The sequence below is a fragment of the Sedimenticola hydrogenitrophicus genome (genome assembly GCF_029017505.1).
GTDB lineage: Bacteria > Pseudomonadota > Gammaproteobacteria > Chromatiales > Chromatiaceae > Sedimenticola > Sedimenticola hydrogenitrophicus_A.
On sequence record NZ_JAQGEI010000022.1, the window covers coordinates 29,567 to 50,247 of the forward strand.

Consider the following 20,681-nt stretch of genomic DNA (forward strand, 5'->3'; position numbering starts at 1 on the left):
AATACATGTCAACATTAGCAAGCCAAGCGACGGGTGACAGCATCACGGACAGCCGCATCGAATATGACGCATGGAATCCCGGCATAAGCTCTCAATTACCCCGCGAGGTGCTGGTATTTTCAACCATTCTGCGGCCGGAAAACGTATTCCAGACTTTTTCAGAGATCGAGGAACTGAGTCACTTCACCGGCCTGTTGATGGAGGAGATAGCCACCCTACGCCCAGAGCGGCTGGTGGTTCATGAGTTACTGATTCGCCTCTCCGCAAATTACCAGATTTCTGATGGGGAACAGTATGAGGACCTCGGTGTAAATTTCCGCAGAATGGCGCAAACGCTGCTGGATAAATACCTGCAACCCAAGATGCAGGATGCCGTTGACTGCTATGACGCTCTGCAACAGCGTGTGTACGAAAAGGTCGATCAAGAGCTGGAGGCCACACTTTTCAAGAAACCGGTTGCTGTTATTGAAGAAAAAGGGTGGTGGAAGCGACTTACCAGGCGCCGGGAGAAAAAATCCTCCATCAAGGCCCCTGAAATTCTGGAAGCAGAGACCCTGGAGCAGTGGCGACAGCGCGCATCCCAGGCCACCGATGACAACGCCCTGGAGCGCGCTATCTATCACCGCCTGCACCATGTATGTGGCGCCATCTTGTGCAAACATGGTCGGGTTCGCGGTGAAAAGGAGCTGCTCGCCAGGTTGGTCACCCAACAGGTATGTAATAGCCATGGAAGCAACCTGATTGGCTCTTTAATCTCCCCGTTCATCGATGCCGGCGCACTCGCAGAGGGCTACTCCCGGCTTCCGACCCAACCGCAGCCGGTGGTGATGAATATCAAGGGCGCTGCGGCTTCGGGCAAAAGCACACTGCGGCCGCTACAACAACAGCTGACACATAGTCTTGGACTAAGCTGGGGGGATTTCGCCCTTATCAGCCCAGATATTTGGCGTAAATTCTTACTCGACTATGAATCACTGGATGAGTTCTACAAATATGCAGCCACCTGCACCGGTCATGAGTTGCAGATTGTCGATCAGAAACTCGACGCCTACATCAGTGAAAAAGCAAAGCGCCATGCGGTACCGCATCTGTTGATTGACCGGTTCCGGTTCGACAGTTTTGCCAAAGAATCCCGTGAAGCGGGGAGTAACCTGCTGACCCGGTTTGGCGCAAAAATTTACATGTTTTACATGATCACCCCACCCCACGCCACCGTTGAACGCGCCTGGTCACGGGGCATCAAGGTAGGCCGCTATAAAGCGGTCGATGATCTTCTTTATCACAATATAGAGGCATTCACCGGGATGCCAGAGCTATTCTTCACCTGGGCGCTTGACCAAGTCAAAGACGTACATTACGAGTTCCTCGATAACAGCGTAAAGCTGGGTGAGCGTCCCCGAACAGTAGCGTTTGGCATGAATGGATCATTAAATATCCTCGACATTAACTGCCTGATGGATATTGATCGGTATCGAAAAATCAATATAAACGCCACCTCGGCCGATACTGTTTATCCACCAGCCAGCGCCATGGCACCCGAGGAAAACACTGACTTTATCAGAGATTGCATCAAGCGTTTAAGCGAGATTAACCTGGTTGATGCTGGTAGTGGAGAGATCATTGCACAGATTGAGCAGAGTCAATTGGTCGGATTAAACCCCAAGGCACTAGAAGGTGCGATTCCCGACCGCGATACCAGAACGGCACTACTGCAACTTTTCCCCTCATCACAGAATGCACAAACCATCAGCGCGCCTGCAACGGTCGATGTGGCGTTACAGCATACCCTTGGAGAATGGGGCCGTTAGCACCTTTCCATTACCGCCCGAACGCAGATCAGAGCATGAAACCCCAAACTCCAGTCTGTTTGATGGCTGGGTAATCAGGGACCGCTATAGCAGGAACCGTTCAGGCCATCGACTGGTAATAGATATTCTGCGGATGCCTGGCCTCGGCAAAGAAGTACCAGCGCTCGGCAATCAGTCCTAGATACTGCAGGGCAAAGGCAGCAATCGGCAGCGAGGGGGATTGCAGTCCGTATCCGGCGGCGATCAGCGCCACCGGAATCGGGAACACCGCCAGCAGGAAAAACCAGCGGATCAGCCGCAGCGCCCCAGGGGTGCGGCCGTGAAAAAACTCCCGGGTATTGAAGGCGCCACCCATGAAGCCCTGGCTCAGCTGCTTCATTTGGGGATGGCGCACGCCGATGGCCGTGCGCAGACCGTACTTGTCGCGCAGGGCGCGGTTTCTGACCAGCGAGGCGCCCCGCGAACCGGCACCCAGCAGGGTGAACACCACCGCCCAGGTGCCGAACAGCGATACCAGGTCGACACCGATATAGGCGGAGAAGGCGGCGGCGAACATAAAGCCGGAGGCGAGCCCCAGCAGCGTATAGTTGAGGACCGTCAGCGGGGTGTACCACTCCTGGAGGAATTTCAGGCTGGCGTAGATCATGGCGGTGCAGACGAACAGGGCGAAGGCGGCAATACTGGCCAACAGACCGATGATCAGAGACAGATCCACCGGCAGGGTCCCCGCCACCAGGAACAGCGGAGCGGTCCAGCCGAGGTAGTGCACGACGCCATAGAGGAACACCAGCAGCATGAACAGCGGCAGCACGATCACCTCGCGCGACAGCCAGGAGGTACGCCACTGGGTAACCGCGCGCCAGGCACGCTCCGGCCGTCCCAGGTGGAACACCGAGGCGACCAGGCCGAGCAGCAGGAACAGTAACGACAGGAGACTGCCCACGGCGTAGAAGCCCTGGCTCGCCTGGACCGGTATCAGGTTGCCCAGGGCGTACACCTGGCCGGTAAACAGCGCCAGGAACAGTCCCTGACCGATACCGATCAGGGTGGTGAGAAAAATTACCGAAAATGCCGGGTGCATCGTTTTATCCTATTTCCTAAATTGCACTTCAATCGACCCGCAATCCATAGGTTGGGGTGAGCCTGCGAACCCCAACATGGCGTTGAGCGGAGCCGTTGTCCGTTGGGGTTCGCTCCACTCACCCCAACCTACGCATGACACAGCAACCCTACCAGGCCACATCGTCCAGGGTGTCGCCCTGCTCGATCGGCATCTCCACCTCTTCCTTGCGTAGCGGGTTGTCCGCGCGGATCAGCTCATCCTCGTGGATCTGCATCAGGCTGCGGCGCCGCGGCAGGTAATGGTTGGCCGGTTGGGTGCCCCACTCCGGCTGCAGCTGGTAACCACCCTGTTCGCGGATCGCCACCGAGGCGGCGGAGTCGGGATCGTGGATATCGCCGAAGATCCGCGCCGAGGTGGGACAGGCCAGCACACAGGCCGGTTTTCGTTCCGACTCCGGCAGGCTCTGGTCGGTGACCCGGTCCACGCACAGGGTGCACTTTTTCATCACCTTGTTCTGGGCATCGATCTCCCGGGCACCGTAGGGGCAGGCCCAGGCGCAGTATTTGCAGCCGATGCACTTGTCGTAATCCACCAGCACGATGCCATTGTCCGCGCGCTTGTAGCTGGCCCCGGTGGGGCAGACCGGCACGCAGGGCGGGTCCTCGCAGTGCAGGCAGGATTTGGGGAAATGGATGGTCTCGGTATGCGGGAAACAGCCCACCTCGTAGGTCTGCACCCGGTTGAAGAAGACCCCGCTCGGATCCGCGCCGTAGGGATTTTCATCCGGCAACGGCCCGGCCCAGCCGGAGCTGTTCCACTCCTTGCAGCTGGTGACGCAGGCGTGGCAGCCGACGCAGACATTGAGATCGATGACCAGTGCCAGCTGGCTCATACCTTGCTCCCCTTCTTCCTGCCCGGTTTTTTGCCCAACTGGCCGGCGAAAAACGCCAGCCAGCGGCCGCCCTGCACCTTCTGTCCGGGCAGCGGTTTCATGGCGCTGAACTGGGGCGATGTCTGGGCGGGCTCGTCCGCAGCCGCCTTGTAGATCTTCACCCGTACATCGAACCAGGCCGCCTGGCCGGTGACCGGATCGGAATTGGAGAGGTGTTCGCCCGATTCACAGGGCGGCAGCTCCTCCGGGATCAGGTGGTTCAACAAAAACCCCTTCTGTGACTCGTTGGCCTGGGGCGACAGCCCCCAGGAACCCGCCGCCTTGCCGATGGCATTCCAGGTCCAGACCGTACCCGGCTCCACCGCCTCCGAGTAACGGCACATACAGCGCACCTTGCCGGTGGGTGACTCGACCCAGATCCAGTCGCCGTCGTCGATACCCTTGGCATTCGCCAGGGCCGGATTGACGAACAGGTAGTTGTGGGTGTGGATCTGCCGCAGCCAGGCGTTTTGCGAGTCCCAGGAGTGGTACATGGCCATCGGCCGCTGGGTCAGGGCGTTGAGCGGATACTCCTGGGTATCCACCAGCCTTGAGAGCAGCGGCTCGCTGTAGAACGGCAACGGATCGAAGTGCATCTCGACCCGTTTGCGCAGCCGCTCCGGCGGCTGGCGCCCCTTCCCCTTACCCTGGGCGGCGAGCCGGAACTTCTGCAACACCTCGGAGTAGAGATGAATGGTGATCGGCTCGGCGTAGCGGATCATGCCGTGGTTGCGCGCCCAATGCAGGTAGCCCTTGTTCCAGTTGCGCATGTACTGGTAGGACTTGGGCAGCTTGTAGTGGTAGTAGCAGTCGTTCTTCTGGTACATCTCCCACTGCCGCGGGTTGGGCTCGCCCTTCAGAAACTTCTCACCGCCCTTGCCGCGCCAGCCGGCCAGGAAGCCGATGCCGGAGCCGGGCGAGGTCTCGTAGTTGGTGATGAAGTCCGGGTAGTCGCGGTATTTGCGCTCCCCCTTCTCATTGATGAAGGCGGGCAACTTGAGGCGGCTGCCCAGCTCCACCAGCACCTCCTGGAACGGCTTGCACTGACCGGTGGGCGGCACCACCGGGATGCGCACCGAATCCACCGGCCCCTCGAACTCGGAGATCGGCCGATCGAGCATGGAGAGGGCGTCATAACGCTCCAGATAGGTGGTATCCGGCAGCACCAGATCGGCGAAGGCCACGGTCTCCGACTGGAAGGCATCGCAGACGATCAGGAACGGGATCTTGTACTCACCGCTCTCCTCGTCCTTGTCGGTGAGCATGTGGCGCACCTGCTCGGTGTTCATGGAGGAGTTCCAGGCCATGTTGGCCATGAACAGCAGCATGGTGTCGATCGGATAGGGGTCGCCGCGCCAGGCATTGGTGATGGCGTTGTGCATCAAGCCATGCACCGACAGCGGATACTCCCAGGAGAATGCCTTGTCCAGGCGCACCGCCTCGCCCTGCTCGTCGACGAACAGATCCTCCGGTTTCGCCGGCCAGCCCAGGGGCATGCCGTCCAGCGGGGTATTGGGCTTGACCGCGTCGGGCGAGTTGGGGGGCTTGGGACAGGGCGGAATCGGCCGCGGGAACGGCGCCTTGTGGCGGAATCCGCCGGGCCGGTCGATGGTGCCGAGCAGGGTCATCAGGATGCTCAGGGCGCGGATCGACTGGAAGCCGTTGGAGTGGGCGGCGATCCCGCGCATGGCGTGAAAGGCCACCGGATTACCGGTGATCGATTCGTGCTCGTTCTCCCAGCTGTCGGTCCACTGGATCGGCAGTTCGATCTTCTGATCCCGTGCGGTGACGCCCATCTCGTGGGCCAGGCGGCGGATGGTGGCGGCCGGGATGCCGGTAATCCCCTCGGCCCACTCCGGGGTGTACTCCTCCAGCCGATCCTTCAACAGCTGGAAGGCCGGTTTCACCTTGGTGCCATCTTCCAGCCGGAACGACCCCAGCAGCCGGGGCTCGGTACCGGGGGTGTGGGTGGAGATCTCCTTGTCCAGATCACGGTCCCACCAGAGCTTGTTCTCGGGATCGAAACAGCCCTCCTCCACGTGCATCTCGAAACGGGAGAAGAGACCGTGATCATCGCGCCGGGGATCGTCCACCACCAGCTCGGCGGCATTCGAGTACTGGATCAGGAACTCGCGGTCGAACAGCCCCTGGTTGATCAGTTCGTGATTGATCGCCAGGATCAGTGCGCCGTCGGTGCCCGGCTTGATCGGCACCCACTCGTCGGCGATGGCCGAATAGCCGGAGCGGATCGGGTTGATGGAGATGAAGCGGCCGCCGCGGCGTTTGAACCTGGAGATGTGGATCTTCAGCGGATTGGAGTCGTGATCCTCGGCGGTGCCGATCATCACGAACAGCTTGGCGCGCTCCAGGTCCGGCCCGCCGAACTCCCAGAACGAACCGCCGATGGTATAGATCATCCCGGCCGCCATGTTGACCGAACAGAAGCCGCCGTGGGCGGCATAGTTGGGGGTGCCGAACTGCTTGGCGAACAGCCCGGTCAGGGCCTGCATCTGGTCCCGGCCGGTGAACAGGGCGAACTTCTTCGGGTCCTCGGCGCGGATCCGCGCCAGCCGTTCGGTGATCATCTCGAACGCCTGTTCCCAGGAGATCTCCTCGAACTCCGAGCTGCCCCGCTCCGCGTCCTGCCGACGCAGCAGGGGTTTGGTAATGCGCGCCGGCGAGTACTGCTTCATGATGCCGGAGGAGCCCTTGGCACAGATCACCCCCTGGTTATGGGGATGCTTGGGATTGCCCTCGATGTGGCGGATCTCGCCATCGCGCAGCGTCACCCGGATACCGCAACGGCAGGCGCACATGTAGCAGGTGGTGGTCTTGACCTCCACACGGCCCAGGTCGTTGTCGGATTGGGTGGTTGGATCTTGCATGGGCATTCCCGAATTCAAGGTATGATAAAAATCATTAATTAATCTTATTCTAATATTCGCTTTGTTGCGCTGCAACTGCAGGGTTGTTTATGGAGACATGGAGTGAGTGAATGGCCCAAAAGGGTTTACCCTACCTTATAATTCATGGGTTTATGGAACTAATCAGCGGACACGGAACAGGGATTTAGCATAGCGGGCGGAGTCAAATGGCACTTACTTAAGCCAAGAACCACCGTCATCCCGGCGCAGGCCGGGATCCATATCCACCAATGGTGGTCGCTTCTCTGGATTATTCGCTTCGCTCACCCTTCGGGCCGACTTTCAGTCGTTCAACGCGCTTCGCGCTTTTGTCCGGCCTGCGCCGGAATGACGATCCACTTACTTTCACGGGAATAGACTGCCTAATTAAGTGCCATTCAGGTCAGTGTCAAATTTGATCAAGGAAATGGGACATTTTATACGCCACTGTCCATCAAATTTGACTCCGACCCCATCACGCATTGTAGGGGCAGGCCCCTGTGCCTGCCCGATACCCGGGGCCCCGGAAACATCGGGCAACCACAGGGGGTTGCCCCTACGCTAACGTTGATGCTTGTAGTACCCGGCAGATTGGTCACGCATCCCCTGCAGACGTGGTTGTGCGCCACAGGACTAATAAGGCACCTGGGGACCACGCCAATCTGGTCCGATCGGCCTCGCACGGGCAATGGCAGCATCGGCGGAACCCCAGCCCTCACAACGGGTAGCCCCCTTACGACCCCGCCAGAAGTTGAGCCACCCCTTGCACAGGGCGTAGAAGTGGAAAAAACGCAGCGCCATACGACGCTGGCCGGATCGCAGCGGCTCGCGGCTGCAGATCAGCTTGTCGTCATACATGAAGCGCTCCGAAAGCCCGATCGCCCCCCAGGCCCGCACCCGGGTGTGTGTTCCAAGGGGCAGGCGGGGACCCAACACCACCGCGTCCAACAGATCGCCCTCACCGCCGATGTAGCCGGGAACACTACCGTAGTTGAAGGGGCACGGCAGTGGTGAGACGAAATCAATATGCCCGCTGCTCCCACGCTTGAGAAAGCTGCCACGGGGGATCTCTATCACTACCTCCACCTCGGGCGGGTCCGCGGAAGGGTTCGCGTGTCGATTTTCAAGTGTTTGCATACTTTAGAGGATAGCGGATATCCCCTGGCCGACAGGCCTGCCCTCAAGGCAGGCGACGCTGAAGTGGCCTCAACCGGTCCGTGCCGGTTGGTAGTCGTCTGGACTACTGCTTTAGATCAAGTACAAATCAGATCCGCTGAACTACCCTGACCTTGAGACGGAACCTATTCAGGAGTATTCATGCAGGCCTTGCAAGGGGGTTACAACTATCTGCTGGTAGCCCTTTCCGTCATGGTAGCGATTGCATCCTCCTTTGTAGCCCTGACCAGCGTCACCCGGATCTATGCAACCACAAACCGCAAATGGGACGTCATCTGGATCGCGGCCTTTGGGCTCAGTCTGGGGTCCGGCATCTGGGGTATGCATTTCATCGGCATGCTGGCATTCCATCTGCCGATCCCGGTTCACTATGACACCAGCCTGACACTGCTCTCCCTGATCCTGGCGGTAATCGTCTGTTCCCTGGCTGTCATTCCCATCCATTCAGGACAGGCGATCAATCCGGCAAAAGCGGTTCAGCTGGGCGCCATCGTGGGCTCCGGTATCGCCGGCATGCACTACACGGGCATGGCCGCCATGGTGCTGAATGCGCGCATGCAGCACGCCCTGCCCGTCGTCGTGCTGTCGGTGGTCATCGCCGTGGTAGTCTCGTCCATCGCCCTGTTGCTGATCAACCACTTCCGTGGTTCACCGACGTTCCACCAGTTGCGGCTGAAAATCATCGCCGCCATCATCATGGGCTTTGCGGTGGCATCGATGCACTACACCGCCATGCTGGGGGTGGATTTCTATCCGGCCGGCGTTGACACAACCTTTACAGATTACCTCGATACCGGCCTGCTGGCGGCCATGGTGATCGTCATTGTCTCGCTGATCCAGGGCGGCGTATTTACCACTACCCTGCTCGATGAATCCCATGAACTGACGATCAAGCGGGCCGAAACGGCCTCCGCACTCTATGACGTGCTGGCGGTTGCCCATGGCGGCAGGCCGCTACGGGAAATCCTGGACAGATCGCTCAACATCATTCTCAACGTCCGGTGGCTGGCGGTGGAATCCAAGGGGAGCATTTTCCTGACCGATCGGTCCGAGAACAGCCTGGTGATGACCGCTTCACATAATCTGGGCGCCGCGCTATTGGCCAAATGTGACCGGGTTGATTTCGGCACCTGTCTGTGCGGCATGGCCGCACAGCAACGGCAGATCGTATACAAATCTGAACTGGACCATGACCATGCAACGCAGCTATCCGGCATGCAGCCACACGGCCACTACTGCATTCCAATACTGGACAAGCAGTGGACCCTGGGCGTCATCAATCTCTATGTCAAACATGGCCACCAACAGTCCCCCGTCGAGGTGCAGTTCCTCGAATCCGTATCGAACGCACTCGCCAGCGTGATCAAACAGAAACAGGTGGAGCAGGCGCTTGAGCAGATGTCCTATGAGGATCCATTGACCGGCATAGCCAACCGCAGGAAGTTCAAAGACACCATCGACCGGGCGGTAAAACTCGGCACACGTGGTGGCGACGGGTTCGGCTTGCTGCTGATTGATCTGGACTGGTTCAAACCGGTCAATGACCGGTACGGCCATGAGGTGGGCGACCGCCTGCTGATCGCCGTCTGCCGGAGAATCCAAAAATGCCTGAGGGAGACGGATCTGCTGGCGCGGATGGGGGGTGACGAGTTTGCCGTATTGCTGGATTTCATCAGCGGCCGGGAGGCCATTCGGCAGATTGCCGACAGGATCATGAGTGCGCTGCTCGAGCCCTTCCCTATCGACCAGCATGCAATTGAAATTGGCGCCAGCATCGGTGCCTGCATCTTTCCGGCACATGGCAACACACCCGACGAACTACTCAAGCAGGCCGATGTGGCGCTCTACCAGGCCAAGGAGCGGAGATCGGAAGTTCGCTTCGCCCAGGAGGCAGCCAATACCCGCTAACCGACCGGCCACCCTGGCTAGGAGCCTAAGTGGCGCGGCTATTTCATTTAGGTATTTCGGATGAGCTTGCCCACCCGAAGGCCAACTGGCATCGGCGCATAGCAGCCGTTGGCTTGGATATGTATGAAAGTCAGTGATCGACATGAAGCAGACGCTCATCTTGTGGCTGTTCAACCAGGTTGGCGGCTGATAAACTCAGGAATATTAAGGAATAAACTTCTATGGGCGGGATGTCTTACTCCAAAAGTATCCTAGATACAGAACATGGATAGGTAAATGTGTCGGAATCATAAAAATATTCTACAGCTGTATATTGCGCAGGAGTTGTTTAGATAATGCGTAACGCATCTAGAACGAACGCTACGCTCGTTCTGTTGCTAACGTTAGCCGCAAGAAATGCTCATTCCAAGTCAGGGGAATATGAAAAATGGCGGATAGCTCAAACAAACAACTAGAACAGGTTTTCTTGGTTCAGGAAATTCTTCCTGATACGACAGAATTTTTTGAGGAGGAACCTCAAGAGATCGAAGCTGCCATCGGCGATGCCGACATAGTTCTAGATACAAATGTATTGCTAATCCCCTTTGGCGCTGGCGCCGCCAGCCTGATAGAGATCGTTAAGGTCTATTCCGAGATCAAGGGACGGAAAAGGCTCTACGTTCTAGCACAAGTAGCAGGGGAGTTTGTTAAGAATCGACCATCTAAGCTTGCTCAGCGTCTGGCAAGTTCACCCAAATAAATTGTTATTGCCTTCGTGATTATATTTTTTGTAATCGATTAATCAAATCAGGATGGTTTATGTTTAAAATTATTTTTTCCACTATTACTGCAACTATCATAATTATCACTTTCGTCGCTTCGATGTTTATAAATAGTATATTGGGAATATTCGGGCTAGTCTCTACCTCGCTTGACTCGTTGAATAGCCTACAAGAGTCAAAAGAAATAATGGAAAAGATGAAAAAGCGCCATAAAGATAAAAAGCTAAACTTGCCGAAAAAATTTGTAAAACGTTCTAGTAAAAAAATTGCATCTTCAGCAGTTACTGCAGCAACCATTGGAACCGCCGGGGTTGTAATTACAGTGGCAGGCCTCGAAGTTTATGATTACTGTGAGGACAGAAAAGAGTTACATGAAGATGAAAATATATTATTTAAAACAAACTCCGAGTTTGATTATACGCAGTGTCTTGCCGATGCAAAAAATGATTCGAATGAAATAATTATTTCTGTAAAAAAAGCTGTTCCAGAAATGGTTGATTCCGCATGGGAAGATACTAAAGACATTAGTAATGAAATGTGGGCGTTTACTAAAAAGATTAGTACTGAAACATGGAGTTCGGCAACTAGTGCTGGCGGAAAACTGTGGCAATCACTTACAGACTGGGTTAACTAAGACAGATAATTTTCAATTTTTATAAAAGCTCTAACAATAACTGGCTGATACAGGGCATGGGCATCGCGGCGATACCGACGGGGTTGTACGCTTGGCGTTGGTCGAAGCACGGATACTGTAGAAGAAACGGAAATCGGTTGCAAATTCGACGAACAGTGAGGGAACCAATGAACCTAGATGATCTGAAGCGTTTATCGAAGCATGTAAGTGAGAAGAGCGAAAACCTGGGGAAGCAAGCACAGGAGGCCGTCACTCGCGTTAGAAAGCGCGGCGTGAAAGAAACGCTAAATGATGCCGTAGAGGCCGTCACCGACAGTGCGAGCGAACTCACAAACAATGCTGAAAACAGACATCCGATTTGAATCATGTCTGAGCTTATCTGCCACAAAGGCCCTGCTATCCGTGACATGAATCTTGTCGACCTGCATTGACCGTAAATCCCCGCCCTCCGATCGAGGCACCCGGAATCCCACCTGGGCGGATTATGGGAATCAGTCCACGATGTGGTGTACCGGCAGCTTGCTCATGTCCCATTCGCCGCTCTTCGGGTCATACCGGGAGGCGGTGAAGACATGCCATTCGACGTCATCCAGCTTGGGATAGTCGGCGCGGTAGTAGTAACCCGGCCAGCGGGTTTCCTGGCGATACAGGGTGTGCCGGGTCACCGACTCCGAGGTCCAGACCCGGTGATTGAGTTCCCACGCCCGCTGCAGCTGGTGGAGGTCCTCGGCACCGAGCTTTTGCAGGTCCTCCTTCAGCATGGACAGAAGCTCCAGGCCGCGCCTGAGCATCGGCTCGTTGGCTGTATAAAAGGTACTGATACCGCCGGCGTACTCATCCATGATCTTTTCCAGCCGCTGCAGGCCCTGCAGCGGGGAGATGTAGCTGGGCGATACGCTGCCGGCAACGATCTCGTTGCGGCCCACGGTGTAGTTTTCCAGTGGCATGAAGATGGTCTCTTCGAGCCGCTTGATCTCGGCCTCATCCACCTCGGGCCGCTCCCCACTCCGCTCCGTGACATACCTGACGGCCGACTTGCCGGCTATCCGGCCCTCGGTAAAGGAGCCGGAGGAGAACTTGTGCGCGGAACCGCCGATCGTATCCCCGGCCCCGAACAGCCCGTCAATGCTCATCATCCGGTTGTATCCCCACTGGTAGTCCGCCGGGGCGCAGTCCTCCGGGCCGCTGGCCCAGGCACCGGAACAGGTGGCGTGGGAGCCCATGATGTAGGGTTCGGAGGTGATCAGTTCGGACGGTTTTTCCTTCGGGTCGATGTTCTGGGAGGCCCAGACCACCGCCTGGCCGATGGTCATATCGAGAAAATCCTCCCAGCCGATCTCCTCCTTCTCCCGGCTGTCGAGCGATGCCTGGGTCTGCATGTAGATGGGCCCCCGGCCCGCCTTGATTTCCTCCAGCATGGCGTGATTGCGCAGGCAGGTCGGTACCGGCTGCTGCTCGGCATACTTGCCGACCAGCGCCTTGATCTCCTCGAACCGGGCCTCCTCGTAGCGCTCGCCGTAGGCGTTGGTGGCATAGGCCTTGAGCAGCAGGAACCAGGCCCCCACCGGACCGTAACCGTCCTTGAAACGGGCGAGCACGATCTTGTTCTCCATCTGGGTCATTTTCACCCCGACCGGTATCAGCAGGCCGTAGGCCGAAGCACTGCTCCACGGGGCATACCAGGTCCGGCCCACGCCCTCGCCGATAGAGCGCGCCTTGTAGATGTGGGAGGCGCCGCCGGCGGCCACGATGACCGCCTTCGCCCGGAACACATAATAGTTGCCGTCCCGGACACTGAAACCGACCGCGCCGGCCACCCGGTCGGGGCGCGTCTTGTCCAGCAGCAGATGGGTCACCATGATCCGGTTGTACACCTCGCTGGCGGACTTCCGGGCGGCCTCGGCGATGATCGGTTTGTAGCTCTCGCCATGGATCATGATCTGCCAGCGCCCCTCCCGCAGGTAGCGGCCGGTCTCCTGGTTCTTCATGATCGGCAATCCCCACTCCTCGAACTTGTGCACCGTGGCGTCGACGTGCCGGGCGATGTCGAACACCAGGTCCTCGCGCACCAGCCCCATCAGGTCATTTCGCGCATAGCGCACATGGTCCTCCGGCCGGTTTTCATCCCAGCGCATACCCATGTAACAGTTGATCGCCGACAGGCCGTGGGCGACGGCGCCGCTGCGCTCGATATTGGCCTTTTCAACCAGCACGATCTTCAGGTTCCGCCCCCAATAGCGGGATTCATAGGTGGCGCCGCAGCCACCAAAACCGCCGCCGATGATGAGGATGTCCGAATCCACAAAGCGGGTTTTCCGGGATGAGAATAGCGCCATGGCATTACACCTTGTTGTTGCGGGAGAGGGGTAGCGTGGGCAGCGCATCGACCTCGAGCGCTTCGGGCTCGTGCGCGAGCAGCGCCGTGCCGAGGCCGGCTGCGTCCGGCACCGTGTAATCGGCGGGCGGCTTGATGGAGCCCCAGGGGGTGGTGCGAATCGGGAATCGAAACTCCTTCACCCGCCCATCGCGGTATTTTATCTTCCAGGAGATCATGCCCTTCTCCTCCTCCCGGAGCACCCGGACGCTGTGTCCCAGCGGTGCAAAGTCGGCATAGCCACGGACGTCGATCGCGTGCTGAGGACAGGCCTTGACGCAGGAGTAGCACTCCCAGCAGAAATTGGGCTCGATGTTGTAGGCCCGGCGGTAGGTGCGGTCGATGTGCATGATGTCGGACGGGCAGATGTCCACGCACTCGCCGCAGCCGTCACATCGCGTCATGTAGACAAAGGTGGGCATCCGATCAGCTCCCGAGTTTGCGAACGTTGGCGGGCGTCGGCAGGTTGGATGAACCATTGGCCTCCGCCACCCGTTTCTGCAAGGCCGCCGCCGGCTTGTAAAACATATGGGCAAACTTGGACCAGGGCACAGAACCAAACAGCAGCGTAGTGAACAGTATGTAGATACCGAAAACGACCTGGGTCGCGGTCAGATTGCCCGTTGCCTGCACGATCTCCCAGATGAGCGCGAAGCTGACGCTCGCCAACAGAGTAACGATGAACAGGTCGGCACGCACCAGACGGAAGGGCGAATGGCCCTCTTTGGCGACATCCACCCGGAGGAAGAAGAAAAACCAGTAACCACCGGTGAGCACCATCAGCGCGCCGATATTCCACAGCAGCGGCAGGATCGCCGGCGCCGGCGTGGCGGGTGTCGGATAGCCGAACACCATCACGATGGTGGTGATGAGATAGGACAGGAAACCGTAGAACATCAGCAGGTGGGAGATGCGTCGCCTCGGATTACAGAATTCGCCGGAGGTTACCACCTCCTTGAGGAAGGTCCTGGCGGCCAGGGCGGCGTGATCCAGGCCGCTGAGCGGCCGCTCGGCTTCGCACCTCGATCGCTTCCACTGGCGTATGAAAAATTCGGCGCTGCGTTTGTGCAGCATGTCGACCAGGGTGCCAATGGCAACCGCCAGGATCATCAGAACGAGGTAAACCTGCATGACCAGCGGGGAGAGAAAAACCGTCAGGTCGGCGAACGGATTGCTGGTGAACATGTGGATCACCCTCCCTGTGGGTCTGCTCTTAATTGAACCGGGCTATGGCCGCTTCAATGGCCAGCCGTTGACCCGGAGGTCCGCATAAGACCGGTCAACCTACAGACATGCATCGATCGGTGCACTCCGCCACCCGGTCCACCCGGTAAGGTCGACATTCAGGCGTGGATCATGAAGGGGCGATTGGGCTGGCCCCGGAAGCTGAACGAGCCCCGGGCAGGAGAATGTCCAGCGATAAAAAGTCCCCGGGAACCGCCCGGGACCCCGCGGAGTACGGCGTACAAAAAAGCATAGACGTCCTTTTCCGACAAATCTACTTGCCGTTTGGTGGGGTGGGCATAAAAAACCTGCCCACCCTGCATAACTAGCCACCCATCAACCGAACACGAAACGAACGCCCCTTCAGTTTTCCCTCGGCCAGTTTTTTCAATGCCGGCTTCAACGCCTCGCGGCTCACCGCGACATAGGTCCGGTTATCCGCCACATTGATCTTTCCGACCTGTTTTCCCGCAATGCCCTGCTCCCCGGTCAAGGCGCCCAGTATGTCGCCGGGACGCAGTTTCTGTTTCTTGCCGCCATCGATCTGCAGCGTCGCCATGGCGGGTTGCATGGCCGGCCGATCCAATAACGCTACCGGCGGCAGTGGTTCGCTATCCAGGATCGGATCGATGCCGGCCTCCAACAGGGCTACCCGATGACTCTCCTTGTCATCGTACAGGGAGCAGGCGAGCCCCTTGCCGCCGGCCCGACCGGTGCGGCCGATCCGGTGCAGGTGGATCTCGGCATCATGGGCGATGTGATAGTTGATCACCGCATCCAGGGCATCGATATCCAGCCCCCGTGCCGCCACGTCGGTGGCGACCAGGATGGCGGCGCTTCGGTTGGCAAAGCGCACCAGGGTCTCATCCCGATCCCGCTGCTCAAGGTCCCCATGCAGGGCCAGCGCGCTAAACCCGGCGGCCACTAACCGGTCCGCCACCTCCTGGGTCTCTTTCTTGGTATTGCAGAACACCAGGGTCGATTCGGGACGAAAGTGTGACAGCAGCAGACGCAGTGCGGTCAGACGCTGTTGATTGTCAGCCACCTTGTAGAAGTGCTGTTCAATGCTGGCATTGTCATGGCTGGAGGCCACCTGGATCATGACCGGCTCGGTCATGATGCGCCGGGCGATGGCCTGAATCCGATCGGGGAAGGTGGCGCTGAACAGCAGCGTCTGCCGCTGCCCGGGCGTCTGATCGACAATGCGTTCCAGCGCCTCCTGAAAGCCCATGTCCAGCATGCGGTCCGCCTCATCCAGGATGAGCGTATGCACGGCATCCAGCCGCAGCGTCCCCCTGCCGAGGTGGTCCTCGATGCGGCCCGGGGTACCCACAATGATGTGGGCGCCGTGTTCCAGCGAACCCGCCTGCGGTCCGAACGGCATACCGCCACACAGGGCCAGCACCTTGATGTTGTGGATGCCCCGCCCCAGCCGGCGAATCTCCTGGGCCACCTGATCCGCCAGCTCCCGGGTGGGACAGAGCACCAGCGACTGGATGCGAAAACGTTTCACATCGAGTTTCTGCAGCAGCCCCAGCGCAAACGCGGCGGTTTTTCCCGAGCCGGTCTTGCCCTGGGCGATCACATCCTTGCCCGCCAGAATGGGCGGCAGACTCCGCGCCTGTATCGGCGTCATCGCGGCATAACCCAGGGTCGCCAGGTTATCCAGCAGATCGGTGTGCAGGTCCAGGGATGAAAAGGGGGTGGGATTCAAGATGGTTGTCCTTTAGTGTTTTACTCGTAGATTCCTATAGGCGTCGGAGTCGAATGGCACTTACTTAAGCTTAAAACTCCCGTCATCCCGGCGCAGGCCGGGATGACGGTGATTCTTGACTTAAGTAAGTGCCATTCGGGTCGGAGTCAACTTTGATGGACATTGTCGTATGAAATGCCCCGTTTCCATGATCAAATTTGACTCCGACCCCTGTCCCGTTGCCGGTCTCACGTGATGGCTGGATCAATATCGGCCAACAAGGCAGGCCAATCACTTACAGACTGGGTGAGTAGATACCAATTCAGAATATAACTCTAGCCATGGCCTGGTAATGGGGCAGGTTTTTTCCGCCCATCCTGCCACGCCCCCTCAGGACTCCAGCTCCTCCCAGCGCCCATAGGCCTCGTCCAGTGCCGCCTCGGTCTCCTGCAGCTGTTGCTGCACCTTCGCCTTATCCTCCCGCGGTCTTTTATAGAAGGCGGGATCGGCCACGGTCATCTGCAACCGTGCCAGTTCACCCTCCAGCTGTTCGATCCGTTTCGGCAGTTCATCCAGCTCGCGCTGATCCTTGTAACTCAGTTTTTTCGGCTTATCGGACGCCGCGACCGGGGCACGTTTGGCCGCTTCGGTCTTGGCGGGTGACGATTTCGCAGCCGGCTCGAGCAACGGCGCCTTGCGCTGACTGAGCCAGTCGTCATAGCCACCCACGTACTCGTTGATCCGCCCCTCCCCCTCGAACACCAGGGTGCTGGTCACCACGTTGTTGAGGAACACCCGGTCATGGCTTACCAGCAGCAGGGTGCCCTGGTAGTCCAGCAGCAGCTCCTCCAGCAGCTCCAGGGTCTCCACATCCAGGTCGTTGGTCGGTTCGTCCATCACCAGCACATTGGCGCTCTTGCTGAACAGCCGCGCCAGCAACAGCCGGTTGCGCTCGCCGCCGGAGAGCGCCTTGACCGGCTGCCGGACCCGGTCCGGGGTGAACAGGAAGTCCTGCAGGTAACTGATCACATGTTTGCTCTGGCCGTTGATCTCCACCTTGTCGCTGCCGTCGGCCACGTTGTCCTGCACCGACTTCTCGTCATCCAGCTGGGCGCGCAGCTGATCGAAATAGGCCACCTCCAGCTTGGTGCCGTGCTTGACCGTACCGCTGTCCGGCTGCAGCTTGCCGAGCAGCAGGTTGAGCAGGGTGGTCTTGCCGGCCCCGTTGGGACCGATGACGCCGATTCGATCCCCGCGCATGATGGTGGTGGAGAAGTCGCGCACGATCGGATTTCCGTCCCAGGCGTAGCTGATGCCTTCCACTTCAACCACCAGCTTGCCGGAGCGTTCCGCCTGTTGCAGCGCCATGCTGACATTGCCGGCGCGCTCACGGCGCTGCCTGCGTTCGGCGCGCAGCGCCTGCAGTGCCCGCACCCGGCCCTCGTTACGGGTGCGCCGCGCCTTGATCCCCTGGCGGATCCACACCTCCTCCTGGGCCAGCTTCTTGTCGAAGCGGGCGTTGGCCTTCTCCTCGGCATTCAGCAGTTCCGCCTTGCGGCGCATGAAGTTGTCATAATCCCCCGGCCAGTCGGTAAGCTGGCCCCGGTCCAGTTCGATAATGCGGGTCGCCAGCTTGCGCAGGAACATGCGGTCGTGGGTGACGAACAGCAGGGTGCCCTCATAGTTGAGCAGGAACTCCTCCAGCCAGTCGATGGAGGCGATATCCAGATGGTTGGTCGGCTCGTCCAGCAGCAGCAGGTCCGGCGCCTGCACCAGCGCCCGGGCCAGCAGCACCCGGCGCTTCAGCCCGCCGGAGAGCGCCGCGAAGGCGAGATCGGGATCCAGGGAAAGCTTGGAAAGCACCGTCTCGACCCGCTGCTCCGACTGCCAGCCATCCACCGCCTCCAGCTCGTGCTGTACCCGGGAGAGCTGATCCAGCAGTCGCTCACTGCTCTCGGTAGCCAGCTGATGGCTGATCTGGTGAAAGCGGCGCACCAGATCTCCCAGTTCGCCCAAGCCGGTGGCCACCACATCGAACACCGACCCCACCAGCCCCGCGGGCACCTCCTGGGTCAGGCGGGTGATCACCGCCCCCTGCTGGATCGCGAACTCGCCGTCATCCGCCTGCAGTTCACCGGCGATCAGCTTCATCAGGGTCGATTTGCCGGCACCGTTGCGGCCCAACAGGCAGATGCGCTCGCCCCGCTCGATCGCCAGGTTCAGTCCGTCCAGCAGGGCCGGGCCGCCGAAGCCCAGATGTATATTGCGCAGATTGATCAGCGCCATTGCTCACCCGTCACACCATTATTCAAAGGGAGGGCGATTGTACCTCAGCCGGCTGATGCAGGATAACGCCATATTGTCGCCCGGCGTCCATAACCCGGAATATTTGCCGCTAACCCTGCGGGACTGGCAAACGAAATCATCAGCCGCATTTGCGTCTATTCCATCCTCAGGTCCGTAAACGGTGCATGGCATCCTCGGCTCCGTAAACGGTACATCCCTGTACCACTTCTCCTGCACCACTCCTCGCGTTCATTCCATCCTTAGGGCTCGCGGCTAGAAAAACCGTGACCGGCAGCGCCCGGGGTAACCGGGGAATACGCACAATTTGATTACAACGGAAACCATCAGCGGCTAAACCGGTGGCACAGGAGGCGCCTGATATGTGAAGATTGCGGCAGCGACCCGCCAGGGCCATCCGATCACGACCCGCCGATCCAAACGACTTGGGAGAAGCCTTGAGATGAAGACCAAGATTCTACTAAAAGAATCAGAGATGCCCACCCACTGGTATAACGTGGTTGCCGACATGCCCAATCCGCCGACCCCGCCGCTGGGCCCGGACGGCAATCCGGTGGGACCCGATGCGCTGGCTGCCATCTTCCCCGAGGAGATCATCAAGCAGGAGGTGAGCGGCGAGCGCTGGATCAAGATCCCCGAGGAGGTGCGCGAGGTGCTGCGCCTGTGGCGCCCCTCCCCGCTGTACCGGGCCCACCGGCTGGAGAAGCTGCTGAATACCCCGGCCAAGATCTTCTACAAGAATGAGTCGGTCAGCCCGGCCGGCTCGCACAAGCCGAATACCGCCGTGGCCCAGGCCTTCTACAACCAGCAGGCCGGGATCAAGAAGCTGACCACCGAGACCGGCGCCGGGCAGTGGGGCTGCTCCCTGGCCCTGGCCGGGCAGATGTTCGGCCTCGAGGTCGAGGTATTCATGGTCAAGATCAGCTACGGACAGAAGCCCTACCGCCGCACCATGATGCGCACCTGGGGCGCCCAGGTGCACGCCAGTCCCACCGACCTGACCGAGTCCGGGCGCTCCATTCTGGCCAGGGACCCGGACAGCGAGGGTTCCCTGGGCATCGCCATCTCCGAGGCGGTGGAGATCGCGGCCAGCCGGGCCGATACCAACTACGCCCTCGGCTCGGTGTTGAACCACGTGCTGCTGCACCAGACGATTATCGGTGAAGAGGCGAAAAAGCAGCTGGCCATGGTGGGTGAATATCCCGACATGATCTTTGCCCCCTGTGGCGGCGGTTCCAACTTCGGCGGCATCGCCTTCCCGTTTTTCGCCGACAAGGCGGCCGGCAAGCAGGTGGAACTCATCGCGGTGGAACCCACCTCCTGCCCGACCCTGACCAAGGGCACCTACGCCTACGACTTCGGTGACGCCATCGGGCTGACGCCGCTGATGAAGATGTACACCCTGGGCCACGACTTCATGCCGCCCGGCATCCACGCCGGCGGCCTGCGCTATCACGGCGACTCGGCGCTGATCAGCCAGCTCTACAACGAGGGGCTGCTGGGGGCGCTGGCGGTACCACAGATCGAGACCTTCGAGGCGGGCGTGCTGTTTGCCAAGAGCGAGGGTATCGTACCGGCGCCGGAGTCGACCCATGCCATCGCCGCGACGATTCGCGAGGCGCGGCGCTGTGCCGAGACCGGCGAGCCCAAGACCCTGCTGTTCAACCTCTCCGGCCACGGGCACTTCGACATGACCTCCTACGACCGCTTCTTTGCCGGTGAACTGGAGGACTACGCGTATCCGGAGGCGGCGATCAAGGAGTCGCTCAAGCACCTGCCGCAGGTGGGCTAGGGAAACCGCGGCACAGGGTCGGGGTCGAACAAACCGCCGGGGCCAGGGCCAAGTCCGTCGCCCTGGTTCTGTTTGACCCCGATCCCGATCCCGGCGCCGGCGCGGTTCAC

The 20,681-nt window shown here is 59.3% G+C and carries 15 protein-coding genes; 6 read left to right on the top strand and 9 right to left on the bottom strand.

All coding sequences use genetic code 11. The features are described from left to right. Positions 1 to 5: 5 nt before the first annotated feature. A complete protein-coding gene (locus O9K64_RS14295) occupies positions 6 to 1,808 on the top strand; it encodes a hypothetical protein (RefSeq protein WP_275098759.1) in 1,803 nt (600 codons plus the stop codon). Positions 1,809 to 1,908: 100 nt separating this feature from the next. Here the strand turns inward: O9K64_RS14295 and O9K64_RS14300 are convergent, their stop codons facing one another. The 4 genes from O9K64_RS14300 to O9K64_RS14315 form a co-directional block, all read right to left on the bottom strand. Continuing rightward, positions 1,909 to 2,889 (bottom strand): dimethyl sulfoxide reductase anchor subunit family protein, encoded by a 981-nt coding sequence (locus O9K64_RS14300; protein WP_275098760.1) that lies wholly within the window; start codon positions 2,887 to 2,889, stop codon positions 1,909 to 1,911. A 148-nt stretch (positions 2,890 to 3,037) separates the two neighbouring features. Beyond that, the gene (locus tag O9K64_RS14305) at positions 3,038 to 3,763 is read right to left on the bottom strand and encodes a 4Fe-4S dicluster domain-containing protein (protein WP_275098761.1); all 726 of its coding nucleotides are present in this window, start codon (positions 3,761 to 3,763) and stop codon (positions 3,038 to 3,040) included. Continuing rightward, complete coding sequence (gene soeA / locus O9K64_RS14310; RefSeq protein WP_275098762.1) at positions 3,760 to 6,687, bottom strand: sulfite dehydrogenase subunit SoeA; 2,928 nt, start codon at positions 6,685 to 6,687, stop codon at positions 3,760 to 3,762. The genes O9K64_RS14305 and soeA overlap by 4 nt, the downstream gene beginning before the upstream one ends. Before the next feature lie 651 nt (positions 6,688 to 7,338). Next, positions 7,339 to 7,782: an inorganic diphosphatase gene (locus tag O9K64_RS14315; RefSeq protein ID WP_335342299.1), complete on the bottom strand. Its 444-nt coding sequence runs from the start codon at positions 7,780 to 7,782 to the stop codon at positions 7,339 to 7,341. Positions 7,783 to 8,022: 240 nt separating this feature from the next. Here O9K64_RS14315 and O9K64_RS14320 point away from each other — a divergent pair, with 240 nt between their 5' ends. The 4 genes from O9K64_RS14320 (at position 8,023) to O9K64_RS14335 (ending at position 11,546) form a co-directional block, all read left to right on the top strand. Beyond that, positions 8,023 to 9,789, top strand: a complete 1,767-nt coding sequence (locus O9K64_RS14320) for a bifunctional diguanylate cyclase/phosphodiesterase (RefSeq protein WP_275098763.1) — start codon at positions 8,023 to 8,025, stop codon at positions 9,787 to 9,789. Positions 9,790 to 10,216: 427 nt separating this feature from the next. Further along, positions 10,217 to 10,528, top strand: coding sequence for a hypothetical protein (locus O9K64_RS14325; RefSeq protein ID WP_275098764.1), 312 nt, complete (start codon positions 10,217 to 10,219; stop codon positions 10,526 to 10,528). 209 nt (positions 10,529 to 10,737) lie between these two features. After that, positions 10,738 to 11,184, top strand: a complete 447-nt coding sequence (locus tag O9K64_RS14330; protein ID WP_275098765.1) for a hypothetical protein — start codon at positions 10,738 to 10,740, stop codon at positions 11,182 to 11,184. A 167-nt stretch (positions 11,185 to 11,351) separates the two neighbouring features. Continuing rightward, positions 11,352 to 11,546: a hypothetical protein gene (locus O9K64_RS14335; RefSeq protein WP_275098766.1), complete on the top strand. Its 195-nt coding sequence runs from the start codon at positions 11,352 to 11,354 to the stop codon at positions 11,544 to 11,546. 129 nt (positions 11,547 to 11,675) lie between these two features. Here the strand turns inward: O9K64_RS14335 and aprA are convergent, their stop codons facing one another. From aprA to O9K64_RS14360, 5 genes are all read right to left on the bottom strand, one after another. Next, positions 11,676 to 13,520 (bottom strand): adenylyl-sulfate reductase subunit alpha, encoded by a 1,845-nt coding sequence (aprA, locus tag O9K64_RS14340; protein WP_275098767.1) that lies wholly within the window; start codon positions 13,518 to 13,520, stop codon positions 11,676 to 11,678. Positions 13,521 to 13,524: 4 nt separating this feature from the next. After that, a complete protein-coding gene (aprB, locus tag O9K64_RS14345; protein ID WP_275098768.1) occupies positions 13,525 to 13,980 on the bottom strand; it encodes an adenylyl-sulfate reductase subunit beta in 456 nt (151 codons plus the stop codon). 4 nt (positions 13,981 to 13,984) lie between these two features. Then, entirely contained in the window at positions 13,985 to 14,743 is a 759-nt protein-coding gene (locus O9K64_RS14350; RefSeq protein ID WP_275098769.1) for an adenylyl-sulfate reductase, read from the bottom strand. A 364-nt stretch (positions 14,744 to 15,107) separates the two neighbouring features. Further along, positions 15,108 to 16,496, bottom strand: coding sequence for an ATP-dependent RNA helicase DbpA (gene dbpA, locus O9K64_RS14355; protein ID WP_275098770.1), 1,389 nt, complete (start codon positions 16,494 to 16,496; stop codon positions 15,108 to 15,110). A 369-nt stretch (positions 16,497 to 16,865) separates the two neighbouring features. Further along, positions 16,866 to 18,761: an ATP-binding cassette domain-containing protein gene (locus O9K64_RS14360; protein ID WP_275098771.1), complete on the bottom strand. Its 1,896-nt coding sequence runs from the start codon at positions 18,759 to 18,761 to the stop codon at positions 16,866 to 16,868. Positions 18,762 to 19,221: 460 nt separating this feature from the next. Between O9K64_RS14360 and O9K64_RS14365 the strand changes: the two genes are divergently transcribed. Then, the gene (locus O9K64_RS14365) at positions 19,222 to 20,571 is read left to right on the top strand and encodes a TrpB-like pyridoxal phosphate-dependent enzyme (protein ID WP_275098772.1); all 1,350 of its coding nucleotides are present in this window, start codon (positions 19,222 to 19,224) and stop codon (positions 20,569 to 20,571) included. The last annotated feature ends 110 nt before the right edge of the window (positions 20,572 to 20,681 follow it).

Coding starts and splice junctions, on each gene's coding strand:
- O9K64_RS14325 (WP_275098764.1), top strand. CDS start 10,217: ATGGCGGATAGCTCAAACAAACAACTAGAACAGGTTTTCTTGGTTCAG.
- O9K64_RS14335 (WP_275098766.1), top strand. CDS start 11,352: ATGAACCTAGATGATCTGAAGCGTTTATCGAAGCATGTAAGTGAGAAG.
- O9K64_RS14300 (WP_275098760.1), bottom strand. CDS start 2,889: ATGCACCCGGCATTTTCGGTAATTTTTCTCACCACCCTGATCGGTATC.
- O9K64_RS14320 (WP_275098763.1), top strand. CDS start 8,023: ATGCAGGCCTTGCAAGGGGGTTACAACTATCTGCTGGTAGCCCTTTCC.
- O9K64_RS14295 (WP_275098759.1), top strand. CDS start 6: ATGTCAACATTAGCAAGCCAAGCGACGGGTGACAGCATCACGGACAGC.
- O9K64_RS14305 (WP_275098761.1), bottom strand. CDS start 3,763: ATGAGCCAGCTGGCACTGGTCATCGATCTCAATGTCTGCGTCGGCTGC.
- soeA (WP_275098762.1), bottom strand. CDS start 6,687: ATGCAAGATCCAACCACCCAATCCGACAACGACCTGGGCCGTGTGGAG.
- aprB (WP_275098768.1), bottom strand. CDS start 13,980: ATGCCCACCTTTGTCTACATGACGCGATGTGACGGCTGCGGCGAGTGC.
- aprA (WP_275098767.1), bottom strand. CDS start 13,520: ATGGCGCTATTCTCATCCCGGAAAACCCGCTTTGTGGATTCGGACATC.
- O9K64_RS14365 (WP_275098772.1), top strand. CDS start 19,222: ATGAAGACCAAGATTCTACTAAAAGAATCAGAGATGCCCACCCACTGG.
- O9K64_RS14360 (WP_275098771.1), bottom strand. CDS start 18,761: ATGGCGCTGATCAATCTGCGCAATATACATCTGGGCTTCGGCGGCCCG.
- O9K64_RS14330 (WP_275098765.1), top strand. CDS start 10,738: ATGGAAAAGATGAAAAAGCGCCATAAAGATAAAAAGCTAAACTTGCCG.
- O9K64_RS14350 (WP_275098769.1), bottom strand. CDS start 14,743: ATGTTCACCAGCAATCCGTTCGCCGACCTGACGGTTTTTCTCTCCCCG.